This window comes from Streptomyces sp. NBC_01460 (assembly GCF_036227405.1).
In the GTDB taxonomy this organism is placed as follows: Bacteria; Actinomycetota; Actinomycetes; order Streptomycetales; family Streptomycetaceae; genus Streptomyces.
The window spans coordinates 6,081,410-6,098,688 of sequence record NZ_CP109473.1; the positions used below are offsets into that span (position 1 = coordinate 6,081,410).

The 17,279-nt window shown below is 72.8% G+C and carries 14 protein-coding genes; 10 read left to right on the forward strand and 4 right to left on the reverse strand.

What is annotated here, in order from left to right; genetic code table 11:
- Nucleotides 1-100: 100 nt before the first annotated feature.
- The 10 genes from rimP to OG488_RS27670 all read left to right on the forward strand — a co-directional run bounded on the left by rimP (nt 101) and on the right by OG488_RS27670 (nt 13,195).
- Nucleotides 101-598, forward strand: a complete 498-nt coding sequence (gene rimP, locus OG488_RS27625; protein ID WP_329233448.1) for a ribosome maturation factor RimP — start codon at nt 101-103, stop codon at nt 596-598.
- A gap of 2 nt (nt 599-600) precedes the next feature.
- The gene (gene nusA / locus OG488_RS27630; RefSeq protein WP_329233450.1) at nt 601-1,641 is read left to right on the forward strand and encodes a transcription termination factor NusA; all 1,041 of its coding nucleotides are present in this window, start codon (nt 601-603) and stop codon (nt 1,639-1,641) included.
- 144 nt (nt 1,642-1,785) lie between these two features.
- Nucleotides 1,786-2,055 (forward strand): YlxR family protein, encoded by a 270-nt coding sequence (locus OG488_RS27635; protein ID WP_329233452.1) that lies wholly within the window; start codon nt 1,786-1,788, stop codon nt 2,053-2,055.
- A gap of 156 nt (nt 2,056-2,211) precedes the next feature.
- On the forward strand, nt 2,212-5,322 hold the full coding sequence (gene infB, locus OG488_RS27640) for a translation initiation factor IF-2 (RefSeq protein ID WP_329233454.1): 3,111 nt from the start codon (nt 2,212-2,214) through the stop codon (nt 5,320-5,322).
- Between the two features lie 201 nt (nt 5,323-5,523).
- On the forward strand, nt 5,524-5,820 hold the full coding sequence (locus OG488_RS27645; RefSeq protein ID WP_329233456.1) for a DUF503 domain-containing protein: 297 nt from the start codon (nt 5,524-5,526) through the stop codon (nt 5,818-5,820).
- A gap of 25 nt (nt 5,821-5,845) precedes the next feature.
- Entirely contained in the window at nt 5,846-6,304 is a 459-nt protein-coding gene (rbfA, locus tag OG488_RS27650; protein ID WP_056792836.1) for a 30S ribosome-binding factor RbfA, read from the forward strand.
- Complete coding sequence (truB, locus tag OG488_RS27655) at nt 6,301-7,197, forward strand: tRNA pseudouridine(55) synthase TruB (protein WP_329233459.1); 897 nt, start codon at nt 6,301-6,303, stop codon at nt 7,195-7,197. The genes rbfA and truB overlap by 4 nt, the downstream gene beginning before the upstream one ends.
- A gap of 248 nt (nt 7,198-7,445) precedes the next feature.
- Entirely contained in the window at nt 7,446-10,997 is a 3,552-nt protein-coding gene (locus OG488_RS27660; RefSeq protein WP_329233461.1) for a serine protease, read from the forward strand.
- A 43-nt stretch (nt 10,998-11,040) separates the two neighbouring features.
- Nucleotides 11,041-11,994 (forward strand): bifunctional riboflavin kinase/FAD synthetase, encoded by a 954-nt coding sequence (locus tag OG488_RS27665; protein WP_329233462.1) that lies wholly within the window; start codon nt 11,041-11,043, stop codon nt 11,992-11,994.
- Between the two features lie 76 nt (nt 11,995-12,070).
- Nucleotides 12,071-13,195, forward strand: coding sequence for an XdhC/CoxI family protein (locus tag OG488_RS27670; RefSeq protein WP_329233464.1), 1,125 nt, complete (start codon nt 12,071-12,073; stop codon nt 13,193-13,195).
- Nucleotides 13,196-13,211: 16 nt separating this feature from the next.
- Here the strand turns inward: OG488_RS27670 and OG488_RS27675 are convergent, their stop codons facing one another.
- Genes OG488_RS27675 through OG488_RS27690 form a run of 4 tightly spaced genes read right to left on the reverse strand, consistent with a single transcriptional unit; the run spans nt 13,212 to nt 17,276 of the window.
- The gene (locus OG488_RS27675; protein WP_329233466.1) at nt 13,212-14,213 is read right to left on the reverse strand and encodes an ABC transporter ATP-binding protein; all 1,002 of its coding nucleotides are present in this window, start codon (nt 14,211-14,213) and stop codon (nt 13,212-13,214) included.
- Nucleotides 14,210-15,271 (reverse strand): ABC transporter ATP-binding protein, encoded by a 1,062-nt coding sequence (locus tag OG488_RS27680; protein ID WP_329233468.1) that lies wholly within the window; start codon nt 15,269-15,271, stop codon nt 14,210-14,212. The genes OG488_RS27675 and OG488_RS27680 overlap by 4 nt, the downstream gene beginning before the upstream one ends.
- Nucleotides 15,268-16,188, reverse strand: coding sequence for an ABC transporter permease (locus tag OG488_RS27685; RefSeq protein WP_329233470.1), 921 nt, complete (start codon nt 16,186-16,188; stop codon nt 15,268-15,270). The genes OG488_RS27680 and OG488_RS27685 overlap by 4 nt, the downstream gene beginning before the upstream one ends.
- Nucleotides 16,185-17,276: an ABC transporter permease gene (locus tag OG488_RS27690; protein WP_329233472.1), complete on the reverse strand. Its 1,092-nt coding sequence runs from the start codon at nt 17,274-17,276 to the stop codon at nt 16,185-16,187. Before OG488_RS27690 ends, OG488_RS27685 begins: the two co-directional genes overlap by 4 nt.
- Nucleotides 17,277-17,279: the final 3 nt, after the last annotated feature.

Genomic DNA, 17,279 nt, shown 5'->3' on the forward strand with positions numbered 1-17,279 from the left:
CGGGCGGGAGGCGGACGGCAACACCCCTGCGGACCGGATACCCTTTGACCTGACACGCGACGATCCCCACAACAGCACACGCGGCCGAGGAGTCACCCGGATGAGCACCACCCAGAGCGACAGGCTGCGCGAACTGCTGGAGCCGCTCGTCAGCGCCAAGGAGCTGGACCTCGAGGAGATCGAGGTCTCCCGGGCGGGCCGCCGCCGGGTGCTGAGGGTCATCGTGGATTCCGAGGACGGCGTGGAGCTCGACACCTGTGCGGAGCTCAGCCGCAGCATCTCCGAGACGCTGGACGAGACCGACGCCATGGGTGAGGGCGAGTACGTCCTCGAGGTGAGCTCTCCGGGCGCCGACCGCCCGTTGACCGAGCACCGCCACTACGTACGCGCCACCGGCCGGCTGGTCGGACTGACCCTGGGCGAGGGCGGCGAGCTGGTGGCCCGCATCCTCGGGGTGGACGACGAGGGACTCGATCTGGAAGTGCCGGGCGTCAAGGGCCGCAAGCCCACGGCGCGCCGTGTCGCCTTCGACGAGATCGTCAAGGCGCGCGTGGAGATCGAATTCAACCGCAAGGACAAGAAGGAAGAGGAGGCGTAGCCGTGGACATCGATGTGAAGCTTCTGAAGGGCTTGGCGCAGGACAAGGAGATCCCCTTCGACGTGCTCGTCGGGGCGATCGAGTCGGCCCTCCTCATCGCGTACCACCGCACCGACGGCAGCCACCGCCGTGCGCGCGTCGAGCTGGACGCCGGCGGCCACGTCACGGTGTGGGCCAAGGACGACCCGGCCGAGCTCGAGGAGGGCCAGGAGCCCAAGGAGTTCGACGACACGCCGTCCGGTTTCGGCCGTATCGCCGCCACCACCGCCAAGCAGGTCATCCTGCAGCGGCTGCGCGACGCCGAGGACGACCGGACGTTCGGCGAGTACGCGGGCCACGAGGGCGATGTCGTCACCGGCCTCGTCCAGCAGGGCAAGGACCCGAAGAACGTCCTGGTCGACATCGGCAAGCTGGAAGCGATCCTGCCCGTGCAGGAGCAGGTGCCGGGCGAGGAGTACACCCACGGCCTGCGGCTGCGCACCTATGTGGTCCGGGTGGCCAAGGGTGTGCGTGGTCCCTCCGTGACGCTCTCGCGCACCCACCCGAACCTGGTGAAGAAGCTCTTCGCGCTGGAGGTCCCGGAGATCGCGGACGGCTCGGTCGTCATCGAGGCCATCGCCCGCGAGGCCGGCCACCGCACCAAGATCGCCGTACGCTCCACCCGCGCCGGCCTCAACCCCAAGGGCGCCTGCATCGGCCCGATGGGCAGCCGGGTGCGCAACGTCATGGCGGAGCTGCACGGTGAGAAGATCGACATCGTGGACTGGTCGGACGACCCCGCGGAGATGGTCGCCAACGCGCTGTCACCCGCACGGGTGAGCAAGGTCGAGGTCGTGGACCTCGGGACGCGCTCCGCCCGGGTGACCGTGCCCGACTACCAGCTGTCGCTCGCGATCGGCAAGGAGGGGCAGAACGCCCGCCTGGCCGCCCGCCTCACCGGCTGGCGCATCGACATCCGCCCGGACACCGAGACCGACGCCGAGCGCGACATCGCCGACCGCGAGCGCGCGGAGCGTGCCCGGGAGCGTTCCGAGCGCGGCTGAACCCCTGCGAGGTCCGGCCCGCGCGACGGGCCGCGACCACGTCCGATGGAATAGATCACAGCGCCCTGGCGCTGAGATCACGACAACATCCGTTCGATTTTTGCCCCAAACGGGTGAGGTCGGTGCGGGGAGGTAGACTTAGCCGTGTCTGGCCGGACGCAAGCCCGCGCTTGCCCCGAGCGAACCTGTGTGGGATGCCGGGAGCGGGCGGCCAAGAGCGAGCTGCTGCGCATCGTGGTGGACGAGGGTGAAGTTGTCCCTGATCCACGCGGTACGCTGCCCGGCCGGGGTGCGTACGTGCACCCCGCCTCTGTCTGTCTCGACCTGGCGGTCCGCCGCCGGGCATTCCTCCGGGCCTTCAAGGCCAAGGGGCCGTTCGATTCCGCGGCACTGCAGCGGTTCGTCGAGCGGTGACACCGTAAGAAAGTGAACGGCACGGGTCCCCGTGCGGTCAGGTACCTCGCGAGTTGGAAGTAGGTCGAGATTGCGATGAGCACTCGATGAGTACGCGATGAGTACGCCCATGAAGTAGCGACGGTCCGGCGGTAACCCGGACCTAAAAGGAGCGAAGTGGCTAAGGTCCGGGTATACGAACTCGCCAAGGAGTTCGGCGTCGAGAGCAAGGTCGTCATGGCCAAGCTCCAAGAACTCGGTGAATTCGTCCGTTCGGCGTCCTCGACGATCGAGGCGCCGGTTGTACGCAAATTGACTGACGCACTGCAGGGTCCCGGCGGCAACGCCGGCAAGTCCGCTGCAAAGCCTGGCGCGCCTCGCAAGGCCGCCCCCGCAAAGCCCGCGGCGCCGTCTCCGGCCGCCGCGGCACGTCCCGCTGCCCCGAAGCCCGGCGCCCCGGCCCCCAAGCCGGCCGCCGCGGAGACCCCGGCGAGCAGCACCCCCGCGGCGCCCGCCGCGCAGTCCGGCGGACCCCGTCCGGGTCCCAAGCCCGCGCCGAAGCCCGCCCCGGTCACCCCGGTGCCCGCCGCGGAGTTCTCGGCTCCGGCTCCGGCCCAGCAGCCGGCCGCACCGCAGCAGGCCCCGCGTCCCGCGGGTGCCACCCCCGGCCCCCGCCCCGCCCGTCCGGCTCCGGCCGGCGGTCAGCGTGACGGCGGCCAGCGTGACGGCGGCCAGCGCGGCGCCGAGCGCGGCGGAGACCGTCCCGCACGTCCCGCGGGCCAGGGCGCACCGCGTCCCGGCGGCGCGCGTCCGGCCGGTCCCCGTCCGGGCAACAACCCCTTCACCTCCGGCGGTTCCACCGGCATGGCGCGCCCCCAGGCGCCCCGTCCCGGCGGTGCCCCGCGCCCCGGCGGCGGTCAGGAGCGCCCCGGCGCCCCGCGACCCCAGGGTGGTCCCGGCGGCGCCCCGCGCCCGCAGGGTCAGGGTGGCGCACGTCCCTCTCCGGGCGGCATGCCCCGTCCGCAGGCTCCCCGTCCGGGCGGTGCCCCCTCGGGTAACCGTCCGAACCCGGGCATGATGCCGCAGCGTCCCGCTGCGGGCCCGCGTCCCGGCGGTGGCCCCGGCGGCGGTGGCCGTGGTCCCGGTGGCGGCGGTGCCCGTCCCGGTGGCGGCGGCGGTCGTCCCGGTGGCGGCGGCTTCGCAGGCCGTCCGGCAGGTCCCGGTGGTGGCGGCGGCGGCTTCGCCGGCCGTCCCGGTGGTCCCGGCGGCGGTGGCGGCGCAGGCCGTCCCGGTGGTGGCGGCGGCTTCGGCGGTCGTCCCGGCTTCGGTGGACGTCCCGGCGGCCCGGGTGCCCGTGGTGGCACACAGGGTGCGTTCGGCCGTCCCGGTGGTCCCGCGCGTCGTGGTCGCAAGTCGAAGCGTCAGAGGCGCCAGGAGTACGAGGCCATGCAGGCCCCGTCGGTGGGCGGCGTCATGCTGCCTCGCGGCAACGGGCAGGCTGTCCGGCTGTCGCGCGGTGCGTCCCTGACCGACTTCGCGGAGAAGATCAACGCCAACCCGGCGTCGCTCGTCGCCGTGATGATGAACCTCGGCGAGATGGTCACCGCCACGCAGTCCGTCTCCGACGAGACGCTGAGGCTCCTCGCGGACGAGATGAACTACGTCCTCGAGATCGTCAGCCCGGAGGAGGAGGACCGCGAGCTGCTCGAGTCCTTCGACATCGAGTTCGGTGAGGACGAGGGCGGCGAAGAGGCCCTGGTCTCCCGTCCGCCGGTCGTGACCGTCATGGGTCACGTCGACCACGGTAAGACCCGGCTGCTGGACGCGATCCGCAAGACGAACGTCGTCGCGGGCGAGGCCGGCGGTATCACGCAGCACATCGGTGCGTACCAGGTCTCCTCCGAGGTCAACGGCGAGGACCGCCGTATCACCTTCATCGACACCCCGGGTCACGAGGCGTTCACCGCCATGCGTGCACGTGGTGCGAAGTCCACCGACATCGCGATCCTCGTGGTGGCGGCGAACGACGGTGTGATGCCCCAGACGATCGAGGCGCTGAACCACGCCAAGGCGGCCGAGGTGCCGATCGTGGTCGCGGTCAACAAGATCGACGTCGAGGGTGCCGACCCGACCAAGGTGCGCGGTCAGCTCACCGAGTTCGGTCTGGTGGCCGAGGAGTACGGCGGCGACACGATGTTCGTCGACATCTCCGCCAAGCAGGGCCTCAACATCGAGGCGCTGCTGGAGGCCGTCGTCCTCACCGCCGACGCCTCGCTCGACCTGCGGGCCAACCCGGAGCAGGACGCGCAGGGTATTGCGATCGAGTCCCACCTCGACCGCGGCCGCGGTGCCGTCTCGACCGTCCTCGTCCAGCGCGGAACACTGCGCATCGGCGACACGGTGGTCGTGGGCGACGCGTACGGCCGTGTCCGGGCGATGCTCGACGACAGCGGTCAGAACGTCCAGGAAGCGGGTCCCTCGACCCCCGTCCTGGTGCTCGGTCTCACCAACGTCCCGGGTGCCGGCGACAACCTCCTGGTGGTCGACGAGGACCGTACGGCCCGTCAGATCGCCGAGAAGCGTGCCGCCCGTGAGCGCAACGCCAACTTCGCCCGCAAGGGCGTCCGGTTCTCCCTGGAGAACCTGGACGAGGCGCTCAAGGCCGGTCTGGTCCAGGAACTCAACCTCATCATCAAGGGCGACGCGTCCGGTTCGGTGGAGGCTCTCGAGTCCTCGCTGCTCCAGCTCGACGTCGGTGAAGAGGTCGACATCCGGATCCTGCACCGCGGTGTGGGTGCGGTCACCGAGTCGGACATCAACCTGGCGACCGGCTCCGACGCCATCGTGATCGGCTTCAACGTGCGCGCCGCAGGGCGTGCCGAGCAGATGGCCGAGCGCGAAGGCGTGGACGTCCGGTACTACTCGGTCATCTACCAGGCGATCGAAGAGATCGAAGCGGCCCTCAAGGGCCTGCTCAAGCCGGAGTACGAAGAGGTCGAGCTCGGCACGGCGGAGATCCGCGAGATCTTCCGCTCGTCCAAGCTGGGCAACATCGCCGGTGTGCTGGTCCGCTCCGGCGAGGTCAAGCGCAACACGAAGGCGCGCCTGCTGCGCGATGGCAAGGTCATCGCGGAGAACCTCAACATCTCCGGTCTGCGCCGCTTCAAGGACGACGTCACGGAGATCCGCGAAGGCTTCGAGGGCGGTATCAACCTCGGAAACTTCAACGACATCAAGATCGACGACGTCATCGCGACGTACGAGATGCGCGAGAAGCCGCGAGGCTGATCCACGGGATTCCCGGGGGGAGACCCCCGGGCCCTCCTGCACGGTCGGGGCCGGTCGACGGGTCGTATTTCCGTCGATCGGCCCCGGCCGTTCCGGTACGGTTCGGGTGTCCCCGCCGAGTGACGGCGGGGCGTGGCTGTGCCACTCCGGGGGGCGACCCCCGGGCCCCCGAACCCGAACCGGCGGGACATCCGGACATACATGTATGTGGGGACACTGTCCTTCGATCTGCTTCTCGGCGACGTACGGTCGTTGAAGGAGAAACGCTCCATCGTCCGCCCGATCGTCGCCGAGCTCCACCGCAAGTTCGCGGTGAGCGTCGCGGAGACGGGCGGCCAGGACCTCTACCGCAGGGCCGAGATCGGTCTTGCCGTGGTCTCCGGGGACACCGGGCACCTCACAGACGTACTCGACCGGTGCGAGCGCATGATCGCGGGCCGGCCGGAGGTGGAGCTGCTGTCCGTACGACGGCGGCTGCACAACGACGAAGAAGATTGAGCACGTTCAAGAAGGAGACGGACCAGTGGCCGACAACGCGCGGGCGAAGAAGCTGGCAGACCTCATCCAGGTGGTGGTCGCCGAGAAACTGCAGCGCGGTATCAAGGACCCGCGTCTGGGCACGCACGTGACCATCACGGACACCCGTGTCACCGGCGACCTGCGGGAGGCCACGGTCTTCTACACGGTCTACGGCGACGACGAGGAGCGGGCCAGCGCGGCCGCGGGCCTCGAGAGCGCCAAGGGCATCCTGCGCTCGGCGGTCGGTGCCGCGGCGGGGACCAAGTTCACCCCCACCCTGGCCTTCGTGGCGGACGCCCTGCCGGACAACGCCAAGGCGATCGAGGACCTCCTCGACCGGGCACGCGCCTCGGACGCCAAGGTGCGTGAGGCGTCCTCGGGCGCCACGTACGCCGGCGGAGCGGACCCGTACCGCAAGCCGGAGGACGAGGACGAGAACGGCGAGGGCTCACCTTCCGCATGACGCAGAACAAAACGCCGGACGGCCTTGTCATCGTCGACAAGCCGTCCGGCTTCACTTCGCACGACGTCGTGGCCAAGATGCGCGGCATCGCCCGCACCCGGCGGGTCGGTCACGCCGGCACGCTGGACCCGATGGCGACGGGCGTCCTCGTCCTGGGCGTCGAGCGGGCGACCAAACTGCTCGGCCATCTCGCGCTGACCGAGAAGGAGTACCTGGGCACGATCCGGCTCGGCCAGGACACCGTCACCGACGACGCGGAGGGCGAGATCACCTCGTCCACCGACGCCTCGGGAGTGACCAGGGAAGGCATCGACGCCGGGGTCGCCGTCCTGTCCGGCCCGATCATGCAGGTGCCGTCCAAGGTCAGCGCCATCAAGATCGACGGCAAGCGGTCCTACGCCCGGGTGCGTGGCGGCGAGGAGTTCGAGATCCCGGCCCGCCCGGTGACCATCTCGTCCTTCCGCGTCTACGACGTCCGCGAGGCGGTCGCCGAGGACGGCACCCCCGTCGTCGACCTGGTCGTCTCCGTCGTGTGCTCCTCGGGTACGTACATCCGCGCCCTGGCCCGTGACCTCGGCGCCGGGCTCGGCGTCGGCGGGCACCTGACGGCGCTGCGGCGCACCCGCGTCGGCCCGTACGGCCTCGACGCGGCGCGCACGCTCGACCAGCACCAGCAGGAGCTGACCGTGATGCCGGTGGCCGAGGCGGCCGCGTCGGCCTTCCCCCGCTGGGACGTGGACGAGAAGCGCGCCAAACTGCTCCTCAACGGCGTGCGGCTGGACATGCCCGCCTATCCGCCGGGGCCGGTCGGTGTCTTCGGGCCCGACGGGGCGTTCCTGGTGCTCGTCGAGGAGCAGAAGGGCAAGGCCAGGAGCCTCGCCGTCTTCGCCTGACGAAGGCCCCACGAGCGGTTTCACGAACGGCTCCACGAGCGGCTCCGTCAGGACCGGGCCCATCGTGGAGCGGGCAGTCCCCCCGGTGCGTGCCCGCTCCACGATCCCCCTCCCGCGCCCATTCCTGTCCACGGGGACGCACCGATTCACCCCGATGGACGGGCGCTCGGAGCGACAGGGGGGTGTGAGGGGGGCGCTCACGCCCCCTGAGTTTCGTGTGCCGATCACCCTGGACCTACGGTCGGACCATGGGCAGCGGGGACCGGTCGACACTGGTGAGAATCTGCGATCAGGCCGGCCGGCCGCGAGGGACGGGATTCGTGGCGGACGACCGTGGCACGGTCGTCACCGGCCACCAGGCCGTCGCACGTTCCGAGGTCCTGACGCTCCACGGCGCGGACGGCCGCACCTGCGTCGTCGGCCCCGACGACATCGTCGCGATGCCCGCCCTGGGGCTCGCCCTGCTGCACACCGGCGGCCCGGGAGTCCTGGGGGTGGAACCGCTCCCCATCGCCGTCCGCGAGGAGATCGGGACGGGCACCTACGTGCGGATCGCCGCCCACGGCTGGCGCGAGGCACGCGTGCTCGGGACGACCCCGGCGACGTACACCGAGGGCGGACGCGACCATCCGGTGGGCGACGCGCTGGAGCTCGTCCTCGGCACGGACGGGCGCGACGCGCTGCGCTCCGGCGGTGCCGCCGTCGGAGGGCCCGTCACCGACCCGCGCACCGGGGCCGTCCTCGGAGTGCTCTCGACCGCTCTGAGCGCCGGGCACGAGACCGCCGGACTGGCACTCCCCCTGACCCCCGAGGACGCCCCGAGTCCCCTGGCGGAGGTCCTCCGGCGCAACGCGAGCAGCGTGCCGGGGTACGGCCGCGACCTCAACCTCGCGGGAGCGCTGCAGCTGACCGCCACCTCGCTCGGCCATGCCGAGGGCCGTCCCGGTGACGCCGAAGCCGTCGAACGCCCGCACATCAGCGCCGAGTTCACCGCCTTCGAGACCGGCACGGGACCCGTCCTCGGCCTGGTCGGCGCGCCGGGGACCGGCCGCACCACGGAGCTCGCCGCGCTGGCCGCCCGTCGCGCCCGCGGCCCGGTGCCCGCTCTCACGCTCTGGCTGCGCGGAGCGGATCTGCTGGCCGACGACGCCTCGGTCGCCGACGCCATGACCCGGGGGCTGCGGCGTTCCGGGAGGATCATCAGCGCCGCCGGGACCCCGGGGGACATGGAGGAGGCCACCTCGGAGCGGGTGGCCGCCCTCGCCGCGGCCTCCGGGAACCCGCTGCTCGTCGTCGTCGACGGTCCCGAGGAGATGCCGCCCCTGCTGGCCCACCGGCTCACCGCGTGGGCGGGCGCGACGGCCGACTGGCTCCTCACCCACGAGGTCCGCATGGTCGTCGCCTGCCGCCCCGAGCACTGGGAGACCGCCGGCGCGCTCTACCCGCGGGGCGCCCTGCACCGGCCGGAGCGGCCCGCCGGAGGACTGCCGCCCGCCGTCAGGCTCCGCGATCTCACGGCGGAGCAGGCCGAGCGGGCGTGGGAGCGGTACGGCATCCCGCCCGGCATGCTCGCGCCGGGCCACGACCGGCATCCCCTCACCCTGCGGCTGCTCGCCGAGGTGCGGGAGGCGCTGCCCCCCGACGTGCCGGGCCGGCCCGGCACGGAGGAGGTCTTCGCGGCGCACCTGGACCTCGCCTGTCTCCGCATCGCCGTCCGCATCGGCGCAGAGGCCGAACCCCGGCTGCGGGGCACGGCGGTCCGCAGACTGGCTGCGAAGGTGGCGGGCCAGATCCACGAGGCGGCCAGGCGCTGCCTCGGCCCCGGGCAGGGAGAGCTGGACCGGGCGTCGTTCGAGGAGATCTTCCCCTGGCGCACGGGGTGGGCGTCGGCGGTCCTCACCGAGGGACTGCTGGTCCCGGCGGGCGCGGGATACCGCTTCGCCCACGAGGAGCTGGGCGACTGGGTGCAGGGCGCCCACCTCGACCTGGACGCCGCCCTGCACGCGCTGGTCCACCGCTGGCACGCGGAGGGGGCGACCGCGGTGCCCGCACCGCCCCCGCAGGGCGCCGGGGAACCCCGTAACCTCCCGGTGCCGCGCCACCGCATCGGCCCGGTCCTCCAGGCGATGCTCCTGCTGGAGCGGCGCCAGGGGCACGCCGCGCTCGCCCACCGCATGGCCGACCTGATCGAGGCGATGGACCGTCTGGCGCCCGCGCCGGGCGCGCGGGAGCGGCTCCCCGACGCCGCCTGGTGGGCGGCCCACCTGCTCCGCGAGAGCCTGCTCAGGGTGGACGACGCCCGGCCCTGCCTCGGGGTGCTGAAGGTGCTCGCCGGCCGGATCGCCCGGCGCTCCCTGTCGGGGGGCCGGCCGGCGCTCGGTCCCTACGCCGTGTTCGGGCCGTGGTTCTGGCGCCGGATCCTGCTGCCCGAGGGCGCCCGGATCGACCTCCTGCGCAGGCTTCTGCCCGCCGACGGAGCCCCTCGCGCGGACGGCGGCGAACGGTATCTGGACGCGGTCGCCCGGCGTCTGGCCGCCCACCCCCGGACCGTCCAGCCGCTGCTGTGCCACTGGCTCGGTGACGAGAGCCCCCTGCCCGCCGAGGACGGCGCGCCGATGCGGCTCACCGTGGCCGCCGCCGCGCAGGCCCTCCTCTACGCCCGCAGGGACCTCGCCGTCGACGATCTGACCGAGGCCCTCGTCGACACCGACCACCCGCGGGCCGCGGAACTGCTCGCCACCCTCGCCGAGGACGAGCCGGCCGCCCTGTGCCGGGCCGTCGACCGGTGGGCGCGCGACGAGGACCGGCCCGCGCGGCGCGCCGCCGCCGCGTTCCACGCCACACTCGCCGCCGCTTCCGCCCTGACCGAGGCCGACCGTGCCCTGCTGCGGGGCGCGGCCCTCACCCTGCTGGCCCGGCCGGACGACACCGCCCTGCACGCCCAGGCGCTCACCGTCCTCGTGCGTGACCCGAGGGCCGGGGGCCGCTACCTGCCGCAGGCCCTGCGGATCTTCGCCGCGGGTGACCCCAGGCTGCCGCTCCCGTTGCTGGCGGAGGTGTTCCCCAAGTACCCCGAGCCGGTCCTCGCCGCGCTTCGCGCCCGCCTGTCGCTCCCCGGCCGGGCCGCGGACGACGTCCTGAGGGAACTGGCTTCCCTCGACACCCCCGCCCTGGCCCTGCACGCCCCCGGTCTCGTACGGCTGTACATCGACAGCCGGCCCGGGGAGGACGCCGGGGCGCAGGCCGCCGCGTACGTGGATCTCAGGCTGGAGCACAGCCCTGCGGCGCGGGCACTGCTCCTGCCCATGATGACCGCGCTGCTGAGGGACCGCCCCGCGCCACCGCCCGTGCGCGCCGCGCTGGCCCGGGTGCTGGCCACCCCCGGAACCGCCGCCTCGCGGCCGCTGCGGGCCGAGCTGCTGGAGGTGCTGCTGGAGTTCGAGCAGGGCACCGGGAGGGACCCCGAGGTCCTCGACGCCCTGCTCAGGGCGGCGGCGGCCGGTTCCGGACGCCGCCCCGAGGCCCGCACCCGGGCGCTGGTGCACCGCACCGGGATGCTCCTCGCTCGGACGCCCGAGGGCGCGGCCCGCTTCGACCGCGGGCTGGTCGAGATCGCCCGCGACGTCCCCGGATTCGCGGCGCTCGTCGTCCGGTGGCTGACCGACGCCCCGCAGGAGTGGGCCGCCGTCGTGGGTCCCGGCGCCCGGCGGACGATGGAGTCCCTGGACGGGGCGCGCCCCGGCATCCCGATGCCGATGCAGGCAGCGGGACGTGAGCATGGCAGTCTTAGACCTGCGTAATGGACATACACACGTACACGGGTTCGGGCGAGGAGCGGTCACAGTGCACTGCTGGCGTGGCTTGGAGGACATCCCTGAGGGCTGGGGACGCAGCGTCGTCACCATCGGCTCCTACGACGGGGTGCACCGCGGGCACCAGCTGATCATCGGCCGGGCCGTGGAGCGGGCGCGGGAGCTGGGCGTCCCCTCCGTCGTCGTCACCTTCGACCCGCACCCCAGCGAGGTCGTCCGCCCCGGCACGCACCCGCCGCTGCTCGCCCCGCACCACCGGCGTGCCGAGCTCATGGCAGGACTGGGCGTGGACGCGGTGCTCATCCTGCCGTTCACCACCGAGTTCTCGCAGCTCTCGCCCGCCGACTTCATCGTGAAGGTGCTCGTCGACAAGCTGCACGCCGAGCTGGTCATCGAAGGACCCAACTTCCGCTTCGGGCACCGGGCGGCCGGCAACGTCGCGTACCTCGCCGAGCTCGGTCCCACCCATGGCTACGGCGTCGAGGTCATCGACCTCTACGTGAGCGGTGACGCCGGCGGCGGCGAGCCGTTCTCCTCCACCCTCACCCGCCGTCTGGTCGCCGAGGGCGACATGGCGGGGGCCGCCGAGATCCTCGGCCGCCCGCACCGGGTCGAGGGCGTCGTCGTGCGCGGAGCCCAGCGCGGCCGTGAGCTCGGCTTCCCCACCGCGAACGTGGAGACCCTCCCGCACACGGCGATCCCCGCCGACGGCGTCTACGCGGGCTGGCTGACGGTGGCCGGCGAGGCGATGCCCGCCGCGATCTCCGTGGGCACCAACCCGCAGTTCGACGGCACCGAGCGGACCGTCGAGGCGTACGCGATCGACCGCGTCGGCCTCGACCTGTACGGACTGCACGTCGCGGTGGACTTCCTCGCCTACGTGCGCGGCATGCTGAAGTTCGATTCGATCGAGGACCTGCTCGTGGCCATGGCCGCCGACGTGAAGCGGTCCAGCGAGCTGGTCGCGGCGTACGAGCGCGCCTGACCCCTTCCTGTGGTGCGCACGCCGGGACCGGGGCATCGTCGGGGGCAGGAGCCGTCGATCCGGAAGGGCGTCCACCGTGCGTGAACTGCTGTCGGAACTGCGTGCCTGGCAGACCACCGGTACGCCTTTCGCGCTGGCCACCGTCGTCGCGGTGCGGGGCAGTGCGCCGCGTGCCCCCGGCGCCGCGATGGCGGTGACCGCCACCGGCACGGTGGCGGGCAGCGTCTCCGGGGGCTGTGTCGAGAGCGATGTGTACGAGGTCGCCACCGAGACGCTCACCACGGGCGAGACGCGGCTGAGGACGTACGGCATCAGCGACGAGGAGGCCTTCGGCGCCGGTCTGACCTGCGGCGGGACGATCGACGTCCTGATCCGGCCCTGTGTCACCGCGGCCGACCGGGACGGGCTGCGGGAGCTGGCCGACCTCGTCGCCGCCGGGGAGCCCGTGGCGCTCGCCACCGTGGTGTCCGGAGCCGCTCCGGGCGCCTGCCGGACGGTTCTCGACGGCCGCACCAGCGGCTCGCTCGGCGACGAGGGGCTCGACGCGGCCGTCACCGACGACGCGCGCGGGCTGCTCGCCCAGGGAGCGACCGGAACCGGCCGGTACGGCCCGCACGGTGAGCGCCGGATGCAGGACGTCACCGTCTTCGTCCAGACGTTCGCCCCCGCGCCGCGCATGCTCGTCTTCGGAGCCATCGACCACGCGGCGGCCACCGCGCGGATCGGGTCCTTCCTCGGCTACCGGGTGACCGTCTGCGACGCCCGCCCCGCCTTCGCCACCCGGGAGCGCTTCCCCACGGCCGACGAGGTCGTCTGCGCCTGGCCGCACACCTATCTGGAGTCGACCGAGGTGGACGCGCGCACGGTGGTCTGCGTCCTGACCCACGATCCGAAGTTCGACGTGCCCCTGCTCGCCGCGGTGCTCCGCACACCCGCCGCGTACATCGGCGTGATGGGCAGCCGGCGCACCCACGCCGACCGGATCGCCCGGCTGCGGGAGACCGGGGTGGACGAGGCGGAACTCGCCCGCCTCGCCTCACCCGTGGGCCTCGACCTCGGAGCCCGTACGCCGGAGGAGACGGCCGTCTCCATCGCCGCCGAGATCATCCAGCACCGCTGGGGCGGTACCGGCCGTCCCCTGGGGGAGCTGACGGGCGCGATCCACCACGCCCCCGGGGTCCGAGGGCCCGCCCCGGGGTGACCGCGCCTCCCGGGAGCTAGGAGACCGCCTCCACCTCCGCCGCGGCCCAGTGGCAGGCGACCTGCGCACGGCCGTCCCCCTCCAGCACCGGCAGGTCCTTCGTACGGCACGCGTCGGCGACGCCCGCACGCTCCGCCTCGCCCGAGGCGAGGATCTGGCAGCGGGCGTGGAAGCGGCAGCCGGACGGGACCTTCGAGGGATCCGGCGGCTCGCCCGACAGGATCACCGGCTCGCCGTCCGCCTCCGGCAGCACGGACAGCAGCGCCTGGGTGTAGGGGTGCCGGGGAGCCGTGAGGATCTGCTCGACGTCACCCGTCTCCACGATCCGGCCGAGATACATCACGGCGACCCGGTCCGCGATGTTCCACGCCAGCCCCAGATCGTGCGTCACCACCAGCGCCGACAGGTTCAGTTCGTCGCGCAGACGCAGCAGCAGCGCCAGGATCTCGCCGCGTACGGACGCGTCCAGCGAGGCCACGGGCTCGTCCGCCACGATGAGCTCCGGCTCCAGGACCAGCGCGCCCGCGATCACGACGCGCTGGCGCTGACCGCCCGACAGCTCGTGCGGATAGCGAAGGAAGAACCGCTCAGGGGGGCGCAGCCCCGCCCGTGCCAGCGCCCCGGACACCGCCGCGTGCTCGTCACCCGCGTAGCCGTGGATGCGCAGGCCCTCGGCGACCGCGTCGTACACGGTGTGGCGGGGATTGAGGGAGCCGCTCGGGTCCTGGAGCACCAGCTGCACCCGCTTGCGGTACGCCTTGAGCGCCCGGCCCGCGTAGTCGAGGGGCTCGCCGCCGAAGGTGACCCGGCCGGCCGTCGGCGCCACCAGACCCATCAGCGACCGGGCCAGCGTCGTCTTGCCGCAGCCGGACTCGCCGACCAGGGCGACGATCTCACCGGGACGGATGTCCAGGTCGACCCCGTCGACCGCACGCGCGGTCGCCGCTCCGCGACGGCCCGGGAAGGCGACCTCCAGCGCCTGGGCGCTGAGCAGGGGGGCCGGGGGAGTGGTCGTCATGAGGTGCTCCTTGCTTCCTCGGCGCCGCCGGACGGACCGGCTGGCGCGGTGGCGCCCGGCTCCACCAGCACACAGGCCGCCCGCCGGGACGGCCCGGCGGCCCTCAGCTCCTGGTCCTCGGTGGCGCAGGAGTCCAGCGCCACCGGACAGCGGGGGTGGAACGTACAGCCGGAGGGCAGCGCCGACGGGTCCGGCGGATCGCCCGGCAGGCCCTTCGGCGCGTGCCGGGACGCGAGGTCGCCGATCCGCGGGAAGGCGGCCGACAGCGCGGCGCCGTACGGGTGCCTCGCGTTCTCGTGGACCTGCTTCGCGGGGCCCTCCTCGACGACCCGGCCCGCGTACATCACCGACAGCCGGTCGCAGGTGTCGGAGAGCACCGCCAGGTCGTGGCTGATCATGATCAGGCCGAGGTCCTGGTCGCTGACGAGCTGTTCGATCAGCCGCAGGATCTGGGCCTGGATCATCACGTCGAGGGCGGTGGTGGGTTCGTCGGCGATGATCAGCCGCGGGTCGCAGGCCAGCGCCATGGCGATCATCACGCGCTGGCGCTGACCGCCCGACAGCTCGTGCGGGTAGGCGTCCGCACGCGCCGCCGGAAGCCCCACCTGCTCCAGCAGCTCACCGGCGCGCCTGCGCGCCGCCGCCGGGGTGGCCCCGCGGTGCAGAAGGATCGGCTCGGCGATCTGGTCCCCGATACGGTGCACGGCGTTCAGCGAGTGCATCGCGCCCTGGAAGACGATCGACGCCCCCGCCCAGCGCACGGCCCGGAGCCGGCCCCACTTCATGGTGAGGATGTCCTCGCCGTCCAGCAGGATCTCGCCGCTCAGGGTCGCGGACGGGGGGAGCAGGCGCAGCAGGGCGAGCGCCAGGGTCGACTTCCCGCAGCCGGACTCCCCGGCGATGCCGAGCTTCTGGCCCGCCTCGACCCGCAGGTCGACCCCCCGCACGGCCGGGACGGCCGAGGCCCCCGAGCCGTAGGTGACATGCAGGTTCCGGACGTCGAGCAATGGCTGCCCGGTCTCCGGTTTCGGAACGCTCTCGGTCTTCACGGCGGTCAACGGGACACCCCCAGCTTGGGGTTGAGCACGGTCTCGATGGTGCGGCCGCACAGCGTGAACGCGAGGGCGACGACCGCGATGGCGAGTCCGGGCGGAGCGAGGTACCACCAGTTGCCGGAGCTGACCGCTCCGGCCTCACGGGCGTCCTGGAGCAGGCCGCCCCAGGAGACGATCGTGGGATCGCCGAGGCCCAGGAAGGCGAGGGTCGCCTCGGTGAGGATGGCGGTGGAGATCACCAGCGTGGTCTGCGCGAGCACCAGGGGCATCACGTTGGGCAGCACGTGGCGGGACATGATGTGGCCGTGCCCGCCGCCGAGCGCCTTGGAGCGCTCGATGTACGGACGGGACTCCACGGACAGCGTCTGCGCGCGGACGAGCCGCGCGGTCGTCGGCCAGGTCGTCACGCCGATGGCGAGGACCGTCGTCCACAGGGACCGCGAGAGCACGGTGGCCAGCGCGATGGCGAGCACGAGCGTCGGCATCACCAGGAACCAGTCGGTGATCCGCATGACGACGTTGCCGTACCACCCCTTGAAGTGGCCGGCCGTGATGCCCACCAGGGTCCCGATGGCCACGGACAGGAACGCGGCGAGCAGGCCCACGGTCAGGGACACGCGCGTCCCCCACACAAGGAGGGCGAGCAGACTGCGGCCGAACTGGTCGGTGCCGAGCGGGAACTCCGCGCTCGGGGACTCCAGCGCCCCGCCGGGCGCCTCGGTGACGCTCCGGGAGTCCGCGCCCACCAGCAGGGGGGCGGCCAGCGCGACCAGGGCGATCAGGGCGAGCACGGCAAGTCCCGCCAGGCCGGCCCGGTGGGTGCGGTACTGCTGCCAGAAGCGGGTGGCCGCATGGCGCCGGCGGGCCCAGGTCAGCGCGCGCGGGCTGGTGGCCTTCGCGGCGTCGGTCGTGGTCGTCATCGGCCCACCCGGGGATCGAGGAGCGGATAGATCACATCGGCGAGCGTGTTCATCAGGATCACCGCGGCGGCGAAGACGAAGAACAGCGCCTGCACGAGTGGCAGGTCGGGCACGCTCAGCGCCTGGTAGAAGAGTCCGCCCAGACCGGGCCAGGAGAACACCGTCTCCACCAGGATGGCGCCCGCCACCGTGTTGCCCAGGTTGACGAAGAGCAGCGTCACCGTCGGCAGCATCGCGTTCGGGACGGCGTGGCGACGACGTACGAGGTCGTCGCGCAGCCCCTTGGCACGGGCCGTCGTCAGGTAGTCGCTGCCCATCTCGTCGAGCAGCGAGGACCGCATCACCAGCAGGGTGCGCGCGTACTCGACGGCGACGAGCGTGACGACCGGCAGGACCAGGTGGTGCGCGACGTCGAGGACGTATCCGAAGCCGCTCGAGTTGCCCGACTCCATGCCGCCGGTCGGGAACATGCCCGGGATGGGCCCGATGCCCACCGACAGGGTGATGATCAGGAGCAGGCCGAGCCAGAACGAGGGCACCGAGTACAGCGTCAGGGCGAAGGCGGTGTGGAAGCGGTCACCGGCCGAGCCGTTGCGCCAGGCGGACCTGGCGCCGAGCCAGATGCCGATCGCCGTGTAGATCACGAACGCGGTGCCGGTGAGCAGCAGCGTCGCGGGCAGCGCCTCGGAGATCTTGTCCATGACCGGGGCGTGGAACTGGTACGACGTACCGAAGTCCCCGGTCAGGGCCTTGCCGCAGTACTCGGTGAACTGCTGCCACAGGGGCAGGTCCAGGCCGAATTCCCTGCGCATCGCGGCGATCTGTTCGGTCGACACCTGCCGGCCGCCGGTCATCTGCTTGACCGGGTCGCCGGGGATCAGGCGGAACAGGAAGAAGCTGGTGACGAGCACGGCGAACAGCGAGACGGCCGCACCGGCCAGCTTGCCCGCCGCGTAGCGGAGATAGGCGGTCGTGCTGCGGGCGCGTGGACTGCGGGCCGACGGCCCGGCCGGAGCCGGGCCGTCGGTCTGCACAGCGTCCACGCCCGCCGCGCCCTTCAGGAGCGCGGGAGTGCTTTCTGTGCTCATGGA

Bases quoted from the DNA above. Each gene is read 5' to 3' on its own strand.
- OG488_RS27675 (WP_329233466.1), bottom strand. From the start codon at position 14,213: ATGACGACCACTCCCCCGGCCCCCCTGCTCAGCGCCCAGGCGCTGGAG.
- rimP (WP_329233448.1), top strand. From the start codon at position 101: ATGAGCACCACCCAGAGCGACAGGCTGCGCGAACTGCTGGAGCCGCTC.
- OG488_RS27645 (WP_329233456.1), top strand. From the start codon at position 5,524: ATGTATGTGGGGACACTGTCCTTCGATCTGCTTCTCGGCGACGTACGG.
- OG488_RS27685 (WP_329233470.1), bottom strand. From the start codon at position 16,188: ATGACGACCACGACCGACGCCGCGAAGGCCACCAGCCCGCGCGCGCTG.
- OG488_RS27690 (WP_329233472.1), bottom strand. From the start codon at position 17,276: ATGAGCACAGAAAGCACTCCCGCGCTCCTGAAGGGCGCGGCGGGCGTG.
- truB (WP_329233459.1), top strand. From the start codon at position 6,301: ATGACGCAGAACAAAACGCCGGACGGCCTTGTCATCGTCGACAAGCCG.
- OG488_RS27660 (WP_329233461.1), top strand. From the start codon at position 7,446: ATGGGCAGCGGGGACCGGTCGACACTGGTGAGAATCTGCGATCAGGCC.